Origin of the sequence: Megalodesulfovibrio gigas DSM 1382 = ATCC 19364, assembly GCF_000468495.1 — a bacterium.
In the GTDB taxonomy this organism is placed as follows: domain Bacteria; phylum Desulfobacterota; class Desulfovibrionia; order Desulfovibrionales; family Desulfovibrionaceae; genus Megalodesulfovibrio; species Megalodesulfovibrio gigas.
The window spans coordinates 11,757-31,512 of the sequence record NC_022444.1 but is presented as its reverse complement, the minus strand read 5'-3'; the positions used below and the strand labels follow the sequence as shown (position 1 = coordinate 31,512).

Below are 19,756 nucleotides of genomic sequence, written 5' to 3'. Positions count from 1 at the left end.
CCTGTTTTTGTTGCGGCAAAGTTACCGTTCTCGCCGCTTGTGTCAAATGGTTTTTCCACAGACTCGCGCACATGCGTGGTACATGGCCACATGAGCGCGCTAGATTGATTAATCAATCATTTTGCGAAATTTGCCTTCTTTTTCTTGTGAGGAAAAGAACAATCTGCCTCCACATGAGGGCCTTGTTTTCCACAGCGCACAACGCATTTTTCAATGGCAAAGACCGGGTGTGGAAAACGTTGCGCGCATGCGCCTTGACAGCCCGCAGCCTTGGGGGCATCCCCTCTCGCTGGAGGTGGTTCCATGGTTTGTTTGCAATGGGATATTCGTTTGGCAGCATGCTTGGCCGTGCTGACGTTGTGCGTTACGCTGGCTGCTCCGGCGCCTCGGGCGGATGCCGCCCAGGCTGGTGCGGTACGGCAGGTGTCGTTCGGCACTGGCGCGTTGCAGTATGCGGACGCAGGCCAGGGCGGTCTGCCTGTGGTGCTGGTGCATGGCTGGGCCTGCTCCGGCGAGTTCTGGAAGGAGCAGCTTGGCCCTGTGTCGGCCGGGCGTCGTGTGCTGGTCGTGGATTTGCCAGGCCATGGCGGCAGTGCCTCTGCCGGGCCGTTCACCCAGGAGGCGATGGCCAAGGCCGTGCTGGCCGTCATGGACGATGCCGGCGTGGAACGCGCCGTGCTGGTGGGCCACAGCATGGGCGCGTCGGTGATTCGCCGTGTCGCCGTGCTCGCCCCGCAGCGTGCGGCCGGGCTGGTGCTGGTGGATGGAGCCATCCTGTTTCCGCCGGCGGATGCTGCGGCCAGCGCCTCCTGGCGCGAGGAGATGGAGCGCTTTGCCGCGGAATTCGAGGGCGAACAGGCCGACGCCACCACCGCATCCTTTATTAACGCCATGCATGCCCCGGCCACGCCGCAGGCCCTCAAGGACTGGGTGCTGGCGCGCATGCTGGCCACACCCGTGGTCGTTCGCCACGGGGCCATGCAGGGCTTTGTGCAGGCAGCCCTGGACCCCCTGCCGGCTGTGACAGCCCCCACCCTGGCCGTGTACGCCGCGTCCGAGGACACGCCGCCAAATCTGGAGCCCTTGCTTCGGCAGCTGTTCCCGGCGTTGGAGTATCACCTGCTGTCCGGCCCCGGACATTTTCTGATGCTGGAGGACCCGGCCCGCTTCAACACCATGCTGCAGGCCTGGCTGGAGAATGCCGTGCGCTGAGGTGCTGTTGGGCGTTGGACGCGGACGCTTCCAGACCGGCGTCTTTCACCGTATACTTTTCCCGGTGGAGGGGGTGTGGGGGGACTCAGTTCCCCCACCTCTTTCTCTCCTCTTCCTCTTCCTTCCTCCCTTTTTCCCCCACGGCGGCGGTATGTTCGAGTATCTCAAGCGCCATTCCAGCAAGGCCGGCAAACCCCCGGGCACGGTGGAGTATGTGGGCGAGAAGGCTGAGGAGCAGGTCAAAATCACCGTCTTCGCCTATTCGGAACACGACGTCACCGTGACGACGCCCGCCCGTCTGGAGGACTGCGGCCGCCTGCGCGCGCCGGGCACGGTCTTCTGGGTGAACCTGGACGGCGTGCACCGCACCGGCTTTGTGGAAGACGCCGGCCGCGTGTTCGGGCTGCATCCCCTGGTGCTGGAAGACATCGTCCACACCGAGCAGCGGCCGAAAATGGAGGACCAGGGCGAGTATCTCTTCCTGGTCGTCAAGATGCTGCGCTGGGACGAGGCGGAAGGCCGCGTCGTCGATGAGCAGGTCAGCCTTGTGCTGGGTGATGGCTTCGTGCTCTCGTTTCAGGAGGAAGAACATGGCGACGTGTTCGAGGACATCCGGGCCCGCATCCGGGCCGGCAAGGGCCGCATCCGCAAGTGCGGGCCGGACTACCTGCTGTATTCCCTGCTCGACGCCGTGGTGGACAACTACTTTGTGGTCCTGGAAAAAGTGGGAGACGCCATCGAGGACATGGAAGAGGCGCTGCTGGAGTCTGCCGGCAACACCCAGCTGGAGGAACTGCACGTCCTGCGACGGGAGGCGCTCTTCCTGCGCAAATACGTCTGGCCCCTCAGGGAAATCGTGGCCCGGCTGGAGCGGCAGGAATCCGAACTCATCCGGGATGGCGCCAAGATCTACCTGCGCGACCTCTACGACCATGTGATCCAGGTGATGGACACCATCGAGACCTTCCGCGAAGTGCTCTCGGGCATGGCCGACCTGCATTTGTCCAAGATCAGCCTCAAACTGAATGAGATCATGAAGGTCCTGACGGTGATCTCCACCTTCTTCATTCCCCTGACCTTCATCGCCGGCGTGTATGGCATGAACTTCCGCTACATGCCGGAACTGGAATGGCGGTGGGGCTACTTTGCCGTGCTGGGGACCATGGGGATTGTGGCGGCCGGCATGTGGGCCTTCTTCAAGAAACGCAACCTGCTGTAAGCGGGGAGGATGATATGATGCTGGATATCGGCTTCGGAGTTGTCATTCCCCAGGATGAGCTGCAGTTCAGCACGGCCCGGGCCTCGGGGCCGGGCGGGCAGCACGTGAACACCACAGATTCCAAGGTGTTGTTGCGATTCAACATTAGCGAATCGCGCCAGCTTTCGCCGGCCCGCAAGGCCCAGCTCCTGGAGGCCCTGGCGCATCGCCTGGACAGCGAAGGCGCGGTGCTGATCACGGCGCAGGAATCCCGCAGTCAGCACGTCAACAAGGAACTGGCCCTGGCCAAGCTCGCGGCGCTGCTGCGCAAGGCCCTCACGCCGCGAGCGCCGCGCCGGCCCACACGGCCCACGCTGGCTTCCAAGGAACGTCGGCTGGCCGGAAAAAAACTGACCGCTGCCCGCAAGCAGGCGCGCGGCCGGGTGCCCAAGGCAGACGACTGAGGCGCGGCGGGGAGGGCGGCCGCAATCAGGACGCCCCCACCCGGAGAAATTCTTCAAAGCTGGTCATGCCTTCAAGGACTTTCCTGGCCGCGTCCATGCGCAGGGTGCGCAGGGTGCCGGCCTCCAGGCAGGCTTTCTTGATTTCGCCGGAAGACGCCCCGCGCAGGATGAGCTGCTGCACCTGCGGGTCCACCTCCAGCACCTCGTACACGCCCACCCGGCCTTTGTAGCCGGAATCGCTGCAGGCCGGACAGCCCTTGGCCCGGTAGAAGTGCGGGTCCGGGCGCGTGAGCCGCACGCCCAGCACCTTGAGCAGTTGCGGGTCGGCCACGTATGCTTCCTTGCAGTCCGGGCAGATGCGCCGCATCAGCCGCTGGGCCACGGCCAGCAGCAGGGTGGAGGCGATGAGATACGGCTCCACCCCCATTTCCGCAAAGCGGGTCACGGCGCCGGGGGCGTCGTTGGTGTGCAGGGTGGAGAGGACCTTGTGGCCGGTGAGGGCGGATTCGATGGCGATCTGCGCGGTTTCCTGATCGCGGATCTCGCCCACCATGATCACGTCCGGGTCCTGGCGCAGGATGGCCCGCAGGCCGGAGGCAAAGGTCATGCCCGCCCGGCGGTTGAGCTGCACCTGCGCCACGCCGGCGAGCTGATATTCCACGGGATCTTCCAGGGTCACCACATTGATGTCCCGGGTGGCCACCTGCTGCAGCAGGGAGTAGAGCAGGGTGGTCTTGCCGCTGCCCGTGGGGCCCGTGGCCAGGAGCATGCCCCAGGACTTCTGCAGGCTGCGGTCTATCTTGGTTTTTTCCGCGCTGCGCAGGCCCAGTTCCTCCATGGTCAGGGCCTTGGCCGTCTGGTCCAGGATCCGCAGCACGAGTTTTTCGCCGTGGATGGTGGGCAGGGCGCTGGCGCGAACGCTTATTTCGCGTTCCTTGGTATGGAAGGAGAAGCGGCCATCCTGGGGGATGCGGGAGACGGAAATATCCATGTTTGAGAGGAGCTTGAGCCGGGACACCAGCGCAAGGTGCATGCTTTTGGGCGGCGGCGCCATTTCGTGCAGCACGCCGTCGATGCGGAATCGCAGGGAGATGCGTTGCTTTTCCGGCATGATGTGCACGTCGCTGGCCTTGGCGTGCATGGCGGCGGCCAGGATGCGGTTCACCAGCTGCACCACCGGCGCCTGGGCGGCCATGCCGGCCTGGGCGTCCACGGACAGGCGGGATTCCTCGGCCTCGCGCTCGGCCTCGGCGTCCTGAAAGGTTTCGTCCTCCAGGCCGTCCATGACCGAGAGGCCCAGGGGCGATGGCAGCGCGGCTTCGCGGTCGGTGCCGTACAGGGCCTTGTGCAGGGTATTGAGCTCTTCCCGGGTGCAGATGACCGGTTCCACGTCCTGGCGGGTGGTCTCGGTCACGTTGTCCAGGGCCACCAGATCCGAGGGATCCAGGCAGCCCACCCAGAGCACATGGCCGCGCTTGCGCAGGGGCACGCATTCATGGACGCGGGCGGCGTCCTCGGAAAAGGCATCCTTCAGGGAGGGATCCAGCGGGTATTTTTCCGAATGATACCGCTCCACATTCAACTGTTCGCTGAGCAGCTGGATGAGCTGGGGTTCCTGCACGTACCCGCGGGAGATGAGGAACACGCCCAGGCGCATGGGTGGCGAGGTCTGCCGCAGTTCCTGCAGGGCCGTCTCCAGTTGCTGCTGGGAGAGCATCCCGGCCTCCACCAGCATTTCGCCCAGGCGGCGCCGGGGCTTTTTGGGGCGTCGGGATTCGCGGTGCGGCGTCTGGCTGCGGGCCTGCTGCCCGGCAGGGGGGTGCACGCCCAGACGCAGGGACAAGCCTTCCGGAGCGGGACGGCCCTCGGGCTGGAGACGGGCGGGCGGCACAAAGGGCGATTTGGCCATGGGACGACTCCTGCTGCAACAGCGGGGAACAAAGTGGCCGCGCATGATACAATCAGGCGCGATGCGGAGCAAGGGGATAGAGCCTTTTAATTTTTGAGAAAGAACGTTGCGAGAGGGGAAACCTTTTTGCAAAAGATTCTCCCCTTTCGCGCGCTCCCCTTCCAAAAATTGGATAGTATTTTGTAATTATAGCAAAAGTCTTTGGGGAGGGGGGGGGCTGGGGGAACCCCTTTCTACNCCTTTCTACAGAAAGGGGTTCCCCCAGGAACTCTTCTCAAAGATAACATGCTCTAGTGGAGGGTGCCGCGGCCTCAGGTCTGAAACAGATGTGCAAACAGCGCCGGCGCGTCCGGCGCCACCAGATGCGCCCCGGCCTCGGCCAGGGTCTGCATGCTCACCCGGCCGGAGGCCACGCCCGCCGCCCGGGTGCCGGCGCGCAGGGCGGTGGTCACGTCCATGGGATGATCGCCCACCATCAGCGCATCGCCGGGCGGGCACCGCAGCAGCTCCAGGGCCTGCAGCAGATGTTGCGGATGCGGCTTCACATGGCGGACGCTGTTGCGAGGGAGAAAGGCGTCGCAGCAGGCGTCCAGATCTGGAAACACCTGCCGCACTGCGGCGTCGCAGTTGCGGGTAATCACCCCCACACGCGTGCCGGCCTGGCGCAGCCGGACCAGCAGGGGGCGCGCACCCTCGAACAGCCGGCCCACCAGGGCGGCTTCCAGCTCCATGGCCGTCACCGCGGCATGGGCCTGGAAAAAGAAGTGCACGCCGGCATCGTGGCCACAGCGGCCGTCTATCTCTGCGCGCATGGCGTCGATCCACTCCAGCACCGGCGTGGGACCGGGGACGGGCGCAGGCAGCAAAAACTCCGCGGCAATCCAGGCCACACGGCGCTTCATCTCGTCGAAGTCGAGGACCAGCTCGGCCAGGGTGCCGTCGAAGTCGAAGACCACGGCGCAGGGCAGGGACTGCAGCGCGGCGGCAGGGGGTGGTGCGTCCATGGGGGGAATCAATCCTCGACGATGACGGATTGTCCCACCACGCTGGCCTTGCGCAGGGGGGCGATGGCCCGGTAGGCCGGGGAATCGAAGCAGGCCTTCAATGTGGCCACATCCTTGAACCTGATCATCACCACCCGCAGGGGGGACCAGTCCCCGGAATAGGGGTGCACGGTCTTGCCGACGAGGAGATATTCTCCGCCCGCCGCCTCGATGAGGGGCCGGGCCTGGGCGCGGTATTGGTCGTAGGTGTCCGGATCGGTGATGGACAGGGTCTGGATGACGAGATAGGCGGCCATGGGCGTGCTCCGGCAACAAGGCGTGTTTCGGGTCGGGTGGCCCTGGCAGTACCAGGGGTGACCGAGGGCTGGCAAGGGGCGCTACGGCGTTGCGTTTCTGGTGGCTGGGGCCGCGGCCGGAGCTGTCGCCGGGGGGATGGACTGGGGGACCCCGGTTTCGTTGCGCAACAGTTCCTGCAGCGCGGGCGGGATCTCTTCCGGGAAGCTCCGGGCGGCTTCCGCTTCCAGTTCCGGCGTCCAGTTGTACAACTTGGTTTCCGGAAAAAAGGCGTACCATGCAAACCACATGGACTCGTAACGGGGCAGTTGCAGCAGGCGGCGGCCGGCCAGGGGGCCTTGCAGTCCCTCGCCCGTGGGGCTCCAGAGGGTATGGGTGGCGCTGTCGAAAAAGCCCTGGGGCAGTTTGGCGAAGCGCAGGTTCTGCCCCTCCACCCGACGGTCGAAGAGCCGCGGCGCCTGCAGGCCGTCGTCCCAGAACGAGACGATGGGAAACGCGCCGGCGTCGAAATTGGCGGCCCCGGCGTGGCGCAGGGATTTCTTGACCACCGCCACGATCATTTCCGGCAGAATCAGCCCCAGCACCTTTTCCTTGGGATGCTGGCGGGTGTCCGTACCGGTCACGGGGTGTACGATGACGGCGTTGTCATAATACGTGCCGTTGCGGGCGTAGGAGCCGTAGGGATCCTTGGAATAGCTGCGCCGATGGCCTGTGGCGCGGGAGAGGACGAGGGCTTCGGGATATCGCGCCGCGGCACGGCCGAAGGTGGTCCAGACCAGGGGCACGGGCTGCAGCCGCTTGCCCTTGAGCGTGCCCTTGATGCACAGGCCGCCAAGCTGGGTCCAGAGGGAGCCGGTGGCGCGGTCGTAGAGCAGGGTGTTGTTGTTCAGCAGGCTGCCGTCGGTGCCGAAGGTGGTGGTCACATCGTCTATGGTGCCGGAATAGGCCGCCACAGTGCCGGTGAGGGGGCAGTACGTGACGGAGCGGTACGTCTTTTGCGCGTCCGGGCCTTCCACCTCGTTCACCACGCTGTGCCATACCAGGGTTGTTTGCGGATAGATGCGCGGCGGCGTGGTGGATTCCAGCACAAACACATGGTCGCCGGGATCCATGCTCAGGCTGGCGTCCATCACGGAGATGAAGACCGGCTTGTCGATGGGGGGGATGGAGTCCCGCATCACCCCGGTTTCATGTACGGCCTTGGCCATGGAATCCAGCCGCACATCAGTGAACACTCCGGGCGGAGGCGGCAGCACCAGTTTGGCCTTTTCGTAGGCCGGCAGCGGGGCTGGGCGTCCCAGCACCAACAGCGCGAGGGCCAGCAGCAGCGCCCATCCCCTGCGGTCAACAAAGCGCTTGTCAAGCCGTCGGAAGGTACGTAAAAGCGGCATCCTTACGGTACCATTCCATTGGAGGACGAAATGTCTGCAACGCTGCTGGTTCCTTCCCGCCCGATGCATGTGCTGGTGACAGGCGGATGCGGATATATCGGTTCGCATATGGTCAGGCTCCTGACACAGCGCGGCCACCGCGTGACCGTGCTGGACAATCTTTCCACCGGGCATCGCCAGGCCTGCGGCAACGCCGAACTGGTGGTGGCGGACATCCGGGACGCCGCAGCCGTGCAGCGTCTCTTCGCCGCCCGGGCGTTTGATGTGGTGATGCATTTTGCAGGCCTCATCGTGGTCAGCGAGTCTGTCATCATGCCCGGCGCGTATTACGACGTCAATGTCGCCGGCACGTTGACGCTGCTGGAAGCCATGCGCCAGACCGGGGTGCAGCGGTTTGTCTTCTCCTCCACCGCCGCGGTGTACGGCGAGCCCCAGGGCGACGGCCTGCACCGGCCCCTGCGAGAGGACGACCCCACCCGGCCCATCAATCCCTACGGCCACGGCAAGCGCATGGTGGAACAGATGCTGGCGGACTACCACACCGCCCACGGGTTGTCTTCCGTGGTGTTTCGCTATTTCAACGCCGCCGGGGCCGACCCGTCCGGGGAGATCGGCGAGGCCCACCATCCCGAAACGCACCTCATCCCCAACGTGCTCAAGGCCGCCCTGGGCGAAGGGCCGGGGCTGACCGTCTACGGGGACGATTATCCCACCCCGGACGGCACCTGCCTGCGGGACTACATTCATATCAACGACCTGGCCGACGCCCATCTGGCGGCGGCAGCATTCATGGAGCAGCAGCCCGGCGCGCATCTGTTCAACCTGGGCAACGGCCGCGGCTTCAGCGTGCTGGAGGTGATCGAAGCCGCCCGCCGCGTCACCGGGCGCGATATCCGCCACGTCGTGGCGCCCAGACGCGCCGGCGATGCCCCGGCCCTGGTGGCCGACGGGGCAAGAGCCCGCCAGGCCCTGGGCTGGACGCCCGCGTATCCCGAGGTGGAAGGCATCATCGAGACGGCCTGGCGCTGGACCCAGGCGCGTCGGTATTGAGATGGAACGCCGACAAAAAGAAACGCGCCGGCAAAAACCGGCGCGTGGAAAGTCTGGTCGGGATGGCGCGATTCGAACGCGCGGTCTCCGAGTCCCGAACCCGGCGCTCTACCAAGCTGAGCCACATCCCGAATGAGAAGAAGAGTACCTACACGCCCCCGGCGTGTTTGACAAGTCTTTTTCCTTGCCTCTCGTTTTTTTTCCAGGCAAGGACACGACGCCGCATGGACAAGAAGGCCCGGCTGTGCCACCATGTAGCGGACCAGAAATGGCTGTTTGAGGACCAACAGTGAGGAGCGCTTGTGATTGTATCCCGTGAACGAGGGGCTGCGCGCGGCATCAGCGTGGTCGTAGTGGACGACTCCGCCTTCATGCGCAAGGCCATTCAGACCATGCTGGAGAAGGATCCGGAAATCCGCGTCGTCGCCACCGGCAAGAACGGAGCGGAAGGGCTGGAGCTCATTCGGCAGCACAATCCTGACGTCATCACCCTGGATATTGAAATGCCGCAGATGGACGGGCTCACCGCCCTGAAGCGGATCATGATGGAGAACCCCAAGCCGGTGCTGATGATCAGCTCCCTGACCACCGAGGGGGCGGAAGCCACCCTCAAGGCCATGGAGCTTGGCGCCGTGGACTTCATCCCCAAGCAGTTGTCCAAGGTGTCTTTGGACATCATCAAGATAGAAGAGCAGCTGCGGGCCAAGGTCAAGGAGATCGCCCGCCGCCGGTTCCGGCCCCCGGTGCCTGCGCGTGGCGCGGTGGCCCGGCTCAGCGTGGCGTCCTATGCCGGCTCCGCGGCGGTGCCGGCCCCGGAGGCTGCGCCTGTGGTGCGCCCTGCCGGCAGCCCCGTGCGGGATGTGGTGGCCATTGGCGTATCCACGGGCGGACCGCCCGCGGTGCAGAAGGTGCTATCTGCCCTGCCCAAGGATTTTCCCGCGGCCATCCTCATCGCCCAGCACATGCCGGCGGCCTTCACAGGCCCCTTTGCCAAGCGGCTGGACGGCGTGTGCGACATCACGGTCAAGGAGGCCGAGGACGGCGAGCGGCTCACCCCCGGCGTGGCATATGTCTCCCCTGGGGGGAAACACCTAGGCATCGACCAGAAAGTGTCCCGTATCAATGTGCGTGTGATGACGGAACCGGCGGATGCACTGTACAAACCCTCGGCGAATGTGCTTATGTCGTCCGTGGGGGAAGGCGTGGGCCGCCGGGCGTTGGGGGTCATCCTTACCGGGATGGGGAGCGACGGCATGGAGGGCATGAAGATCCTCAAGGCCAGGGGGGGCAGGGCGCTGGCGCAGAACGATCAGTCCTGCGTGGTGTACGGCATGCCCAAAGCCGTTGTGGATGCCGGCTTGGCGGATGAAGTGTTGGACATTGACGACATGGCTGGGGCCATCCTGGCCAACCTCTATAAGCGGTAGCAACAACACGCTGCCGGTTGCCGGGTGGGGGGTATGTCATTGTATTGCGGGGGGAACGCATCCATGCGGGCGGGCGACGTGCCGGAACAGCCGTCGCGTGCCTGTCACCATCCCTCGTGTATGTACCGCCTTCCGGGAACATTTTTCAGGGAGAAACCATGACAGTCTGTCCTGAAACCATGACGTTGCTGCAAAGCGACGATGTGGACCAGATTCGTGAGGGGTGCTTTGCGGCGGGGGAATCGAAGTGCCTGGAGGCGCTCCCGTTCCTGGTGCAGCATTTGCAAAGTGGCAACCTTGGCGTACAGGAGGCGGCGGACGAGGCGTTGCGCCGGATCCCTTCTCCCGAGGCAGTGCGGGCCATGACGCCGCTGTTGTCCTCGGACGATGCCCCCTTGCGCAACCTGGCCATGGACATCCTTCGGGAGATTGGCGAGGAGGATCTGGATACCTGCATCGCCTTGATCAAAAGCCCGGATAGCGACCTGCGTATCTTTATGGCCGATATCCTGGGCTCCTCCAACTCTCCCATGGCGGTGGGCCCCCTGTGCGAGGCCCTGCTCAAGGATCCGGATGTGAACGTCCGCTATCAGGCTGCCGTGAGCCTGGGATCCCTGGGCTTCACCGAGGCCGCGCCCTGCCTGGCCAAGGCCATGCAGCAGGACGAGGAATGGGTGCAGTTTTCGGTCATCGAGGCCATCACCAAAATTCGTGACGATTCCGCCGTGGAGGCCCTGGCCAAATCCCTGGATAACGCCACGGATCTGGTCGCTTCCATGATTGTGGAGGCCCTGGGGGAAATGGGGTCCATGAAGGCGGCCGTGCTGCTCATGCGCCGCATGGACGCCGCCGCCCCGGCCCTGCGCAACAAGATCGTCAAGGCGGTCATCAACATCCTGGGCGCAAAAAGCATGGCCATGCTCTCCGCGGCAGACCGCGAGCGCATCCACAACTACAGCCTGGCAGCCCTGGACGACGAAGACGAAGACATCCAGGACGCCGCCATCCAGGCCCTTTCGTACCTGGGGGGCGATCAGGCGGCCAAGGCCATTATGCAGCTCGGCAAGGAGCTGGACCCGGTTTCGGACCAGGAACGCCTGGAGCGCATCGCTCATGCCCTGGCCGGCATCGGGTTCATGCCGTGCATGGAAGATGTGGTCCGCAACGGCCCCTGGAAGGAAGGCATGCTGGCTGTGGAAGCCATCAAGCGCATCCAGGACTCTGCCGCCGCCACTCTGCTTGTCAGTGTGTTCTGGGACAAGGACCAGGACATGCAGCGCAACATCATGGGCGCGCTGGAAACCCTGGACCCCGCGGCGGGCCTGGGCCGGGACTCGCTGGCAGACTTTATGCTGGAAGTGGTGGAACGCCATGAGGACGCCACCGTGGTCAAGGGCGCCATCCACATCCTGGGGCCGGTCCTGCGCCATGAACCGGCCGTGGACGCCATGTTCACCTTCCTCCATCACCCCTTTGACGATGTGAAGGACGCCGCCCTGGATGCCTGCGTGGCCATAGACGGCCCCAAGGTGCTGGCGCGGTTCCGGGAATTGTTCCGCAGCAGCACCATGCTGGACCGGCTCATGGCCGTCTATGTATTCGGCAAGCTGAACGTCCATGAATGCCTGGAAGAGCTGCGCGAGGCCCTGGAAGATCCTGCCCCCGAAATCCGCAAGCTGGCCCTGGACGGGCTGCGCGGGGTCTGCGACTCCGCGGAAAGCGTCCTGCCCGCCGTGCTCGCCCGGCTGTCCGACGAGAACCGCGACGTGCGGCTGGCAGTGGTGGAAGTGCTGGGCCAGTGCTGTGTGGACGTGATGCCATACATGGAGCAAGCCTTGCTCGATGAGGACGATTGGGTCAAGGTTCGCGCCCTGGAGGCCCTGGCCCAACGGCGCGAAGCGGAAAGCGTACGGCTGGTGGCCCCCTTGCTGCAGCACGAAAATACCCTGGTGGCTATCAAGGCAGTGGAAGCCCTGGGGGATATTGGCGGCGAAGCAGCCTTCCGGCTGTTGCTGGAGGCGCTGACCAGCGACAACCCCGATGTGGCTGCGGCAGCCGAGGCTGCGGTGGATCGGTTCAAGAGCGCAGAAGAGGGGGAACTCTGATGGCTGCCCTGTTTTCCAGTGGCGTGGCCGAGCGCAAGGAAATAAAGATCGGCGATTCGGAATTCACTCAGTTGCGAGATTACATCTACGAGCTGAGCGGCATCTACATCGCCGACAACCGGAAATACCTGCTCGAAAACCGGCTCTCCGGCCGGCTCAAGACCCTGAATCTCAAAGATTTCGGTGAGTATTTCTACTTTTTGCGCTTCGATCCCAACAAACGCACCGAGCTGACCAAGCTCTATGAGGTCATCACCACCAACGAGACCAGCTTTTACCGCAACCCGCCGCAGCTCAAGGTCTTTCAAGACAAGGTGCTGGCGGATGTGCTGGACGAACAGCGCAAGAACAGATCCAAGCGGCTGCACATCTGGTCTGCCGGGTGCTCCACGGGCGAGGAGCCCTACACCCTGGCCATGATTATCCATGAGGTGCTGGGCAGCGAGCTGCCCACCTGGAGCATCAAAATTACGGCCAACGACCTTTCCGAAGCCGTGCTGCGCTCCGCCCGCGAAGGTGTGTACACAGACTATGCCCTGCGCACCACGCCCAAGGAAATCATCGCCAAGTACTTCACCCAGGAAGGGCAGAAGTTCCGCGTCAAGCCCGAGGTCAAGCGGCTGGTCTCCTTCGGGCATATCAACCTCAACGACCGCATGGCGGTCAAACGGGTGGAGCGCTCGCAGATCGTTTTTTGCAGAAACGTGATCATCTACTTTGATGACGCCATGAAAAAACGTGTCATTTCTTCTTTTTATGACAATCTCCTCCCCGGCGGGTACCTGCTCATCGGTCACTCGGAGTCGTTGCACAACATCACCCGTGCCTTCAAGCCGGTGCACCACCCCGGGGCCATCATTTACATGAAGGAATGACGGCAGGAACTTTGACGTTGGGGAACAAGCATTGCAACCGGTCGCAGTCGCATGGTGCGTTCGCCCCGCAGGAGCAACTCTGTGGCGGCTAGGGTGCTGGCGGTAGCCAACCAGAAAGGTGGCGTGGGAAAAACCACCACGGCGCTGACGCTTTCCTCTGCCCTGGGCAATTATGGCAAGCGGACCCTGGCGGTGGATCTGGACCCGCATGTGAGCGCTTCCATCCACCTGCGGTGCTACCCGGAGGAAATGGAGGCGACGGTTTTTGATCTGTTCGTGCACAGCGGGCCGGAACTGGCAGCCGTGTGGTCGCGCGTTCGACTATGGGAACCGGGCAAGCGGTTTGAGTTTGCGCCGGGGCACAAGCGGCTCTCCGATCTCGAGGTGGATTTGAGCGGTCGCAAGGGCAAAGGATTGTTGCTGAAACGAGCGCTTGAAAGTGTGCTGGACGAGTACGACTATATTGTGTTGGACTGTCCTCCACACCTGGGTGTGCTGCTGGTGAACGCGTTGGTGGCGGCGGATTTGCTCGTCGTGCCGCTGCAGACGGACTTCATGGCTGTGCATGGGCTCAAATTGTTGTTTGAAACTGTGGGAACGCTGAACAAGCTGCGCCCCACACCGCTGCGTTACAAGGTGCTCCCCACCATGTTCGACGCGCGCGCCAGCGCCTGCCGCCGGGTGCTGCAGCTGCTCAGGGAAAAGCTCGGGGAAAACATGTTTTCCACCATCGTCCACATGGACACCAAATTTCGCGAGGCGAGCGCCCAGGGTCGCACGGTGAGCGATGCGTATCCCGAAAGCCGCGGCGCCCTGGAATACCAGCAACTCGCCAAAGAGATTATCAGCCATGAGCAAAAGTCCTGAAGAGTATTTCCAGCGGCACGATTTTGCGACGCAATCCAAGGAAGCCCGTCTCTCCGAAGGGGAGCAGGTGTTTCTGGAAAAATATGTGGGCGTCAAACCAGAGGACGTGCTGGACAAGCTGGGCCTGGACGCCCCGATGGAGCCCCGGGCCGTGGCCCTCTCCCAGGCTGTGGACGCCGCCACCGGCCACGCCGTGGAGCCTGCCGAGGTGGAGGAAACCTCGGCCGACCTCGCCCTGGTGCGCGACTTTGAAGGCGCCCTGCGCAAGCTGCCGGACTTGCAACTGGTGAGCTTTTTTCTGGGGAGTCAGGAATTCACCATCCCCATCCAGGCGGTGCAGGAGGTCATCCGGTACGTGGAGCCCACCAAGCTGCCGGAATCGCCGCCGTATCTCGCCGGCATGGTAAACCTGCGCGGCACGATTACAGCCTGCATCAAACTCGCCACCCTGATGGGCATGGGCGAGGCTGAAACAAGCGACCACGCCACCCCCCGTTCCCGGTTCATCATCGTCTGCCGCCGCCAAGGTTTGCAGGTGGGGTTGCTGGTGGAACAGGTGGCCACCATGTACCGTGTGTCCCAGGACCAGATTGAATGGAATATCGAGCAACGCATGGGCGGCATGGTGGAAATCGTCACCGCCCTGATGCGGCGCGGCGAGGAACTCCTGGGCATCATCTCCATCGACAAGATAGTGGAAAAGGTCCTCAAACAGTGAGGAAGGGGTATCGCAGTGGCCAAAAACAATATCCTTATTGTGGACGACTCCAAAACCGTGCGCAACCTCGTGGCCTTCATTCTCAAGAAGGAAGGCTACAAGGTCACTGCTGCGGAAAACGGGCTGGATGGTCTGGAAAAGCTGTACTCCATGGAGCAGGTGGATCTGATCATTTCCGACATCAACATGCCCAAAATGGACGGCTTCACCTTCATCAGACACGTGCGGGAACAAGTGTTGTATCGCGACCTGCCCATCGTGGTGCTGTCCACGGAAGGGCAGGAAAAGGATATTCAGCAGGGCCTGCAACTCGGCGCAAACCTGTATATGGTCAAGCCGGCGCAGCCTGAAAAATTGTTGCGTAACGTCAAGATGCTGCTGGGCTAACGCCCAAGCCCTCCATGGTGGACGCCCAGGGCCGGATGCACAGGACAGGGAGCAGGGGATGAGTCAGGAATTCATGGATCAGGAAATCATTGCCGATTTCATCATCGAGGCGCGCGAGCACCTGGAAACCATCGAGCCCAACCTGCTCGAACTGGAAAAAAGTCCAGGCAATCTGGCGTTGCTCAACGAGATCTTCCGCCCCATGCACTCCCTTAAGGGCGCGTCGGGATTCCTCGGCTTTGCACAGATGAACCGCCTGGCCCACAAGGCCGAAAACATCCTGGACGAACTGCGCCAGGGCGCCATGCCCGTGACCCCGGAGATGATGGATGTCATCCTCCAGGCTACGGATGCCCTGCGCCAGATGATCGAAAATCTGGAACGCCAGGGGCGCGAAGGCGATGTGGCCGTGGATCCCATCATCGCCATCATCGAAGCCCTGCTCGCCGGGGAGCATGTGGCGTCCGCCCCGCCCGCGCCCGCGCCGGCGGAAACGTCGGCCAGCGCACCAGCGCCAGCAACCAAGGCCGCGCAGCTCGTGTCCATCCCGCCGTATCAGCTCACGGCGTTTGGCGAGGGGCATCTCAACGACTTTCTGGAAGAAGCTGCGGAAATGGTGGAGAATCTCAATGCCGGACTGCTGGTGCTGGAGCAGCAGCACGGCGGTGAAATCGTTAACGACCTGTTCCGCTACTTCCACAATTTCAAGGGCAATTCCGGCATCATCGGCTTTGCTGAACTCAACGGCTTGACCCACGAGGCCGAAACCCTGCTCAACCGCGTCCGCAAAGGGGAAATGGACTGCTCCCGTCAGCTCATTGATCTGCTGCTGGCCGTGGTGGACCGCATCGAAATCCTGGTGGCCGGCGTGGATCCAAAAACCGGCATTGCTTCGCCAGTGTCCATCGACGATCTGGTGCAGCTGCTCAGCAAGGCTTCGGAGACGGGCGAAGTGGCCCCCCTGCCGGGCCGCGAGGAACCGGCCCCCGAACCCTCCGCGCACCATGACGCCGAGCCTGCGCCAGCCGCTGCCCCCACCGCGGCGGATGCGGATGCGGCAATGGATGCGGATGAGGCAATGGACGAGGACGAGCTGCAACGAGCCTTTTTGGCCGACGCCCAGGCCCAGGAGACCAAGACCACTCCGGCCCAGCCGGCAAGGCCTGCCTACGATCCCGAAGATGTGAGCATCTTTGAGGATACGGTCAAGCAGCAACTCGGCTCCATCGACGTGGCCATGACCGAGCTGGCCAGGGACGGCACCCGCACCGAATATGTCGATGCCCTGTTCCGCTCCCTCACCACCTTGCAGAACTCCAGCGCCTACATGGGCCTGGACGAAGTGCGCCAGTACGCCGAGCGCACCGCCGGGCTGGTGGATCAGGCCCGCAAGGCCAGCCTGCCCTTCGACGCCCTGGCCGACATCATGCGCCAGGAAACGTCCATCCTGGCAGACATGCTCCACCGCGCCGTGGCGGACATGAAGGGCGAGACGGAGCCTGCGCCCGCACCCGCACCCGCGCCCGCACCCAAGCCGGAGCCCGCGCCCGCACCCAAGCCGGAGCCTGCGCCCGCGCCCGCGCCCAAGCCGGAACCCAAGCCGGAACCTGCGCCCGCACCCAAGCCTGCGCCCAAGCCGGAACCTGCGCCCGCACCCAAGCCTGCGCCCAAGCCTGCGCCCAAGCCTGCGCCCAAGCCTGCGCCTGCCGCGCCTGCCCCGCCTGCCGCCCCCCGGACTCCGGCGGACAATGACGACGACCGCACCACCGGCAAGCCCAAGGTTTCCTCCACCATCCGCGTGGATCATGAAAAGCTCGACCACCTGATGAACCTCATCGGCGAGCTCATCATCAACCGCAACCGTTTCGCCTTGCTGGCCAAGCAGCTGGAAGACAAGAGCGGGGCCATCGATCTTTCGGAAATGGCCCAGCACATGACCGAAACCACCTACGCCATGGCCCGTATCTCCGACGACCTGCAAGACACCATCATGAAGGTGCGCATGGTCCCGGTGCAGACGGTCTTTTCCCGCTTCCCCCGCCTGGTGCGCGACCTCTCCCGCAAGTCCGGCAAGCAGGTGCAACTGCTCACCGAAGGCGAGGAAACGGAACTGGACAAGAGCGTGGTGGAAGTGATCGGCGATCCCCTGGTCCACCTTATCCGCAACTCCGTGGACCACGGCATCGAATCCGAGGACGTGCGCCGCGAGGCCGGCAAGCCTGCCCTGGGCACCGTCTCCCTGCGGGCCTACCACCGCGGCAACTCCGTGGCCATTGAGGTGGAAGACGACGGCAAGGGCATCGATCCCAACAAGATGCGTCAGGTGGCCGTGCGCAAGGGCATCATCTCGGAAGAGGAAGCCAAGGCCCTGGACGACCGCGAGGCCATGGAGCTCATCTTCGCCCCGGGCTTCTCATCCGCCGAAACCATCACGGACATTTCCGGCCGCGGCGTGGGCATGGATGTGGTGCGCACCAACATCAAGAATCTCAAGGGCACGGTGTCCATCCAGTCCACCGTGGGCAAGGGCACCAAGTTCATCCTCACCTTGCCCCTTACCCTGGCCATCATCGACGCCCTCATGGTCCAGGTGGCCGGCGAGACCTACGCCATTCCCCTGGACGCCGTCTCCGAAACCACCAAGCTGGAGGCCCGCCGCCTGACGGATGTGAACAACCGCAAGGCCGTCACCCTGCGCGGCGAGGTGTTGGGCATCGTCAATCTGCGGGAAATGCTGGAACTGCCCGCCAGTGGCAAGAAGGAACACATCCTCTCCGTGGTGGTGCTGCAGGACAACGACCGCCGCCTGGGTGTGGTGGTGGACAAGCTCTTGGAGCGGCAGGAAATCGTCATCAAGCCGCTGTCCGAGTTCCTGGGCGATCTGCGCGGCATCTCCGGGGCCACCATCATGGGCGACGGCTCGGTGGTGCTCATCCTTGATCCGCATGAACTCTACCTGATGGCCACGTCCAAGGCGTTGTGATGAACTGGATGCGAGCGTTTTTTGCGTGGCCAGTGCTTGCCCTGGCCCTGGCCGTCAGCGTCCCTGCCGCCTCTGACGCCGAAACCGTCACCGGCAATGTCACCAAAACGGTCGTCGGGGAGGCCGGTCAGGAGACGGCGCCGGAACAGGCATCCGCCATCGACGGCGCCTTCGGCTATGTGCTGGGTCAGCGCTGGGAGGGCGCCGCTGCGCCAGTGGAGCCGGGCTTGCTCAAGGCAGAGGTGTCACCACTGGTCGATTCCGGGCTGTTCGACTTCCATTCCCTGTGGCTGGATCCGCAATCCCGCGCCATTGTGCAGATTTCTGCCAGCAGGGCCTACCCGAACCCCCGCGAGGCGGAACAGGCGCACCTGACCCTGGTGGGTCTGCTCACCGGCAAGTACGGCTCGCCACGCACGGAACAGTTGCGGCAGGTGTTCGGCTCGCAAGGACGCAGCGTGCACGTGCTCATGTCCCTGGAAGGGGAGGTGGCCATTCTGGGGGTGGTGTATCAGGACGATCGCGCCGTGGCCGACGTCATCACCCGGCCCCGGTTCGAGCTCAATCTGCCGGAGATTCCGGGCGTCAGCGATTCGGGAAACGCCTCGGGACTGTGAAGGTCTCGTTGGAATGAAAAGAACTCTCGGGGGAAAACCTTTCTGAAGTTTCCAAAGGGGGGAGCGTTGGTCCTTTTTCAAAATTAAAATGTCCTAAAACAACGTGTACAGGTACATGACCGGATAGCCCATGGCCAGCGCCGCCGTGAGCAGCAGGAGCGCGCCCAGGTAGTTGGTGCTCTTGCGGCGCAGGGGGGTGGCGCTGCCGGCCACGCTCAGCAGGCACAGCGCCAGCAGGAGCATGATGCCTGCCGCAGCCAGGCCGGATTGGGCGGGCAGTGCCTGCCAGGCGTCGGGAAAGCGGGCATGCACCAGAACCATGTATCCCCCCGCCGCTGCACCCGCCAGGGCGCTGCCGAAGGCGCCCCACCAGGAGGCCGCCTTGAGGGCAAAGGCATAGTAGTCCCGCCCGTAGTCTTCCTTGTCCCGCCGCGAAAGACAGTACACCGCGCCCAGGGTTCCCGCGCCGGCCAAGCCGCCGAACACCGCCACGCCCAGGAATGGCCACAGCGAAGACAACAGCGGGATGGTGCGGATGGCGGAGACGTAAGACGACAGCGAGGGGTCCACGGCAAAGGCGTCCGGATAGGCGTTCATGGTCCGTTTGAGGGTGAGCAGCCCCACGCCGGCGGTCGTCAGGGCCAGCCAGCCGCCCCAGGCAAACAACGACTGCAGGAATCGCCTCCCCTTCCAACGGCTCCAGTTCGCCGCGTGAATGGTGCACAGCGCCAGCCCCAGAATATAGAGGCCAAACGGCAGCAAGGCAGGCGGTGCAAGCAGCGGGTGCGACAGTGCCGGAATGCTGGCGACAGGATGCTGCATGTACAGTACGGCCCACACGCCTGCAGTGAAGGGCAGGGTGCACAGGCCGAGCACAAGGCCCATCTGGGCAATCTGCTTTGCGAACTTGTCGTAAAAGATGCGTTCGCGCACCTTGGCCAGATGCTGGCTTGTCGCAGCAACCAAAGGCGCTGCACCCACAGTGAGCAAAAGCATGGCCACAATGCTGGTGGAAGCCAATCGCACCCAGACCAGCACCTCGTTCAGCCCAATATCCATGATGGTTCCCGCATGGCCTCCGGCAGTAGTATTGTGCGGAGGGGTATTGTGTTTCGGACAAATTGTCTGTACCACTATTCCATATTGTAATGCAATGCATCAGCATGGCACTGTTGCGACGCGGCGTCCCTTCGCCAGCCCGGATGAGGCTGCTGCCGTCGTGGTGCTGCTGGTGTGTTCCGCGGCCTGACGCCTG

General features: G+C 63.7%; 17 protein-coding genes and 1 tRNA gene. 12 read left to right on the top strand and 6 right to left on the bottom strand.

Annotated elements, in window-relative coordinates:
- Positions 1-330: 330 nt before the first annotated feature.
- The 3 genes from DGI_RS16685 (at position 331) to arfB (ending at position 2,874) form a co-directional block, all read left to right on the top strand.
- Positions 331-1,212 (top strand): alpha/beta fold hydrolase, encoded by an 882-nt coding sequence (locus tag DGI_RS16685; protein WP_158407263.1) that lies wholly within the window; start codon positions 331-333, stop codon positions 1,210-1,212.
- Between the two features lie 151 nt (positions 1,213-1,363).
- Entirely contained in the window at positions 1,364-2,431 is a 1,068-nt protein-coding gene (corA, locus tag DGI_RS00140; RefSeq protein ID WP_021758526.1) for a magnesium/cobalt transporter CorA, read from the top strand.
- Between the two features lie 14 nt (positions 2,432-2,445).
- Entirely contained in the window at positions 2,446-2,874 is a 429-nt protein-coding gene (arfB, locus tag DGI_RS00135) for an alternative ribosome rescue aminoacyl-tRNA hydrolase ArfB (protein ID WP_034607902.1), read from the top strand.
- A gap of 25 nt (positions 2,875-2,899) precedes the next feature.
- Here the strand turns inward: arfB and DGI_RS00130 are convergent, their stop codons facing one another.
- The 4 genes from DGI_RS00130 to DGI_RS00115 all read right to left on the bottom strand — a co-directional run bounded on the left by DGI_RS00130 (position 2,900) and on the right by DGI_RS00115 (position 7,472).
- Positions 2,900-4,783, bottom strand: coding sequence for a GspE/PulE family protein (locus DGI_RS00130; protein WP_051286629.1), 1,884 nt, complete (start codon positions 4,781-4,783; stop codon positions 2,900-2,902).
- A gap of 311 nt (positions 4,784-5,094) precedes the next feature.
- Complete coding sequence (locus tag DGI_RS00125) at positions 5,095-5,787, bottom strand: HAD family hydrolase (protein WP_051286630.1); 693 nt, start codon at positions 5,785-5,787, stop codon at positions 5,095-5,097.
- A gap of 8 nt (positions 5,788-5,795) precedes the next feature.
- Entirely contained in the window at positions 5,796-6,083 is a 288-nt protein-coding gene (locus DGI_RS00120) for a DUF1330 domain-containing protein (protein ID WP_021758518.1), read from the bottom strand.
- Positions 6,084-6,164: 81 nt separating this feature from the next.
- Positions 6,165-7,472, bottom strand: a complete 1,308-nt coding sequence (locus DGI_RS00115; RefSeq protein ID WP_051286631.1) for a DUF3179 domain-containing protein — start codon at positions 7,470-7,472, stop codon at positions 6,165-6,167.
- Between the two features lie 63 nt (positions 7,473-7,535).
- Here DGI_RS00115 and galE point away from each other — a divergent pair, with 63 nt between their 5' ends.
- On the top strand, positions 7,536-8,522 hold the full coding sequence (gene galE, locus DGI_RS00110; RefSeq protein WP_021758514.1) for a UDP-glucose 4-epimerase GalE: 987 nt from the start codon (positions 7,536-7,538) through the stop codon (positions 8,520-8,522).
- A gap of 54 nt (positions 8,523-8,576) precedes the next feature.
- Here the strand turns inward: galE and DGI_RS00105 are convergent.
- A tRNA-Pro gene (locus DGI_RS00105) sits at positions 8,577-8,653 on the bottom strand.
- A 240-nt stretch (positions 8,654-8,893) separates the two neighbouring features.
- Between DGI_RS00105 and DGI_RS00100 the strand changes: the two genes are divergently transcribed.
- From DGI_RS00100 to DGI_RS00065, 8 genes are all read left to right on the top strand, one after another.
- Positions 8,894-9,949, top strand: coding sequence for a protein-glutamate methylesterase/protein-glutamine glutaminase (locus DGI_RS00100; RefSeq protein WP_051286635.1), 1,056 nt, complete (start codon positions 8,894-8,896; stop codon positions 9,947-9,949).
- A 158-nt stretch (positions 9,950-10,107) separates the two neighbouring features.
- Positions 10,108-12,054 carry a HEAT repeat domain-containing protein gene (locus DGI_RS00095; RefSeq protein ID WP_021758510.1) on the top strand — a complete coding sequence of 649 codons (1,947 nt, stop codon included), beginning with the start codon at positions 10,108-10,110 and terminating at the stop codon, positions 12,052-12,054.
- Positions 12,054-12,929 carry a CheR family methyltransferase gene (locus DGI_RS00090; RefSeq protein ID WP_021758508.1) on the top strand — a complete coding sequence of 292 codons (876 nt, stop codon included), beginning with the start codon at positions 12,054-12,056 and terminating at the stop codon, positions 12,927-12,929. The genes DGI_RS00095 and DGI_RS00090 overlap by 1 nt, the downstream gene beginning before the upstream one ends.
- 81 nt (positions 12,930-13,010) lie before the next feature.
- Positions 13,011-13,796, top strand: a complete 786-nt coding sequence (locus DGI_RS00085; protein WP_021758506.1) for a ParA family protein — start codon at positions 13,011-13,013, stop codon at positions 13,794-13,796.
- Complete coding sequence (locus DGI_RS00080) at positions 13,780-14,514, top strand: chemotaxis protein CheW (protein ID WP_021758505.1); 735 nt, start codon at positions 13,780-13,782, stop codon at positions 14,512-14,514. The genes DGI_RS00085 and DGI_RS00080 overlap by 17 nt, the downstream gene beginning before the upstream one ends.
- A gap of 15 nt (positions 14,515-14,529) precedes the next feature.
- Positions 14,530-14,901, top strand: coding sequence for a response regulator (locus tag DGI_RS00075; protein ID WP_021758504.1), 372 nt, complete (start codon positions 14,530-14,532; stop codon positions 14,899-14,901).
- A gap of 58 nt (positions 14,902-14,959) precedes the next feature.
- Positions 14,960-17,884 (top strand): chemotaxis protein CheA, encoded by a 2,925-nt coding sequence (locus DGI_RS00070; protein ID WP_021758503.1) that lies wholly within the window; start codon positions 14,960-14,962, stop codon positions 17,882-17,884.
- Positions 17,884-18,501: a hypothetical protein gene (locus DGI_RS00065; protein WP_027193258.1), complete on the top strand. Its 618-nt coding sequence runs from the start codon at positions 17,884-17,886 to the stop codon at positions 18,499-18,501. The genes DGI_RS00070 and DGI_RS00065 overlap by 1 nt, the downstream gene beginning before the upstream one ends.
- A gap of 93 nt (positions 18,502-18,594) precedes the next feature.
- Here DGI_RS00065 and DGI_RS00060 read toward each other — a convergent pair whose 3' ends face one another.
- Positions 18,595-19,560 carry a hypothetical protein gene (locus tag DGI_RS00060; RefSeq protein ID WP_021758501.1) on the bottom strand — a complete coding sequence of 322 codons (966 nt, stop codon included), beginning with the start codon at positions 19,558-19,560 and terminating at the stop codon, positions 18,595-18,597.
- Positions 19,561-19,756: the final 196 nt, after the last annotated feature.